Here is a 1,537-nt window from a genome sequence, read left to right as displayed (position 1 = left end):
AGGCTGCACCAGGCCATTTTCAGCGAATAGCGCTGTTTGCCGAGTGCATTTTCGACTTGCCGCTGACGCGCGGCAAGTTGATCGGAGCATCCCTAAGGGCTTTTTAGAAGTCAGTGATGTGTATTCATCCTCCAAAGCTGTACAAGGACTGAGTAATTCAAAACCTATTGATTTTATTTACGATCCTGTTAGTCAACGATTCATCATGGGGCGGAATCAATTTGGTCATGATGGAATATTAAATGCTGGGAAGATACCTTCCTCTGACGCCATTGTTGGCGGTGGGATCTGGAAGGAAAATGGTGTGCTTCGGACCTATGAGTGGAGCGGACACTACGGGATGAACTGGACTCCCGAGCTTCGTGAACAGTTCAAGTCCTTTATGAGCAGTCATGGTGTGAATGTTACCCATACTCCCGGGATAGCAAGATGATAAATGCACTGAAAAAAAAATTGTTAGTCGAGCTCATGAGTTTAGATATTCCATGGGTAAAAAAAAATGAGTGCGACTCCGAAAGAAATGATTTGAATTGGATTCTTGTAGCGGAGCTCTCGGACGGTCGTTTTCTTTTGGGACTTACTGACAAGGGGCTTTGGGCCAGATCGACAGAGTCCTGTGTTCAGACGGTCAGCGACGAAACCATGTGTGTATTTCTTCTGCCGATGTTAGAAGACGCTCCAGAAGTGATTCGTGGAAAGATAACTGAAGGGCTTAAACTCTATGGACTCTCCGAAGAGTTCGTAGACATATTTCCTTTTGAAAAGGTCGTTATGACGGGCCTTAAAAGTCAGAGCGAGTACTGGTCTGATTTGGCATTGAAGTGGGCATCATTTGTTCCCAGACCTAACAATTTAGAAGCAGTATTGGAGGTACTGAGTAAAACTGGAGAGACTCAAAAAATACGTCACATGGCTAGGAAAATAGTTAAGCAGCTTAAAGCGTCGTGACAAGGTGCAAAAGCGACAGGAGGCGCGAAGCCCACCGTTGAGCTGTTCGGCGGGAAGAGTGCGCAGACTCCCGCCGCAATCAACGTAGATATCCGCGCTGATGCAACGAAACTGCCTTTCAAAGACGGATCGCTAGGCGAGGTAATCGCTAAAAATCCATATATGGGGCCTAGCGTGAAGATGATGGACTTTCTGCTGGAGGCTACTCGCGTAGTGGAGCCAGGAGGGAAAATTTATATCAACGCGAACGGCGCAAACCGTTACAGAAAGTTGCCTAGTCAGGCGGAGCTGGACTTTTGGGGGTTAAAAGTTGTACAGAATAACGGAACGTTAGACTCAAGATTCGCTGGTCAAACGTTCTTTTAATCGGATGGAGTGAGTCCGGTGAAAAATATTTCAACTTTGAGAAGGATTGTCTTTGAGTGAATCAAACGAAACTTGAGACTGACTTTGATTCGCTGGATACATATATGTCTGTGTAGCGCGTGCGGTTGCAGGACGGTGGCAGCGGTTCAGCCTCTAAATCACTGACCCTGTCCCGAATGGGCATCGACGTTTCCAGCAAGAAACTCGAAGAAATCGCCACCAC

At 46.8% G+C, this 1,537-nt stretch carries 2 protein-coding genes; both read left to right on the top strand.

Features of this window, described 5'->3' with window-relative positions; translation table 11 throughout:
* A partial coding sequence (locus BUB69_RS28120) for a polymorphic toxin type 43 domain-containing protein (protein ID WP_141121928.1) occupies positions 1-433 on the top strand: 433 nt, incomplete at its 5' end.
* Positions 430-948, top strand: coding sequence for a hypothetical protein (locus tag BUB69_RS28115; protein WP_073173542.1), 519 nt, complete (start codon positions 430-432; stop codon positions 946-948). The genes BUB69_RS28120 and BUB69_RS28115, both read left to right, overlap by 4 nt.
* Positions 949-1,537: the final 589 nt, after the last annotated feature.

This window comes from Pseudomonas asturiensis, assembly GCF_900143095.1.
Taxonomy (GTDB): domain Bacteria; phylum Pseudomonadota; class Gammaproteobacteria; order Pseudomonadales; family Pseudomonadaceae; genus Aquipseudomonas; species Aquipseudomonas asturiensis.
This window is presented reverse-complemented; position numbering and strand designations above follow the sequence as displayed.

Coding starts and splice junctions, on each gene's coding strand:
- BUB69_RS28115 (WP_073173542.1), top strand. CDS start 430: ATGATAAATGCACTGAAAAAAAAATTGTTAGTCGAGCTCATGAGTTTA.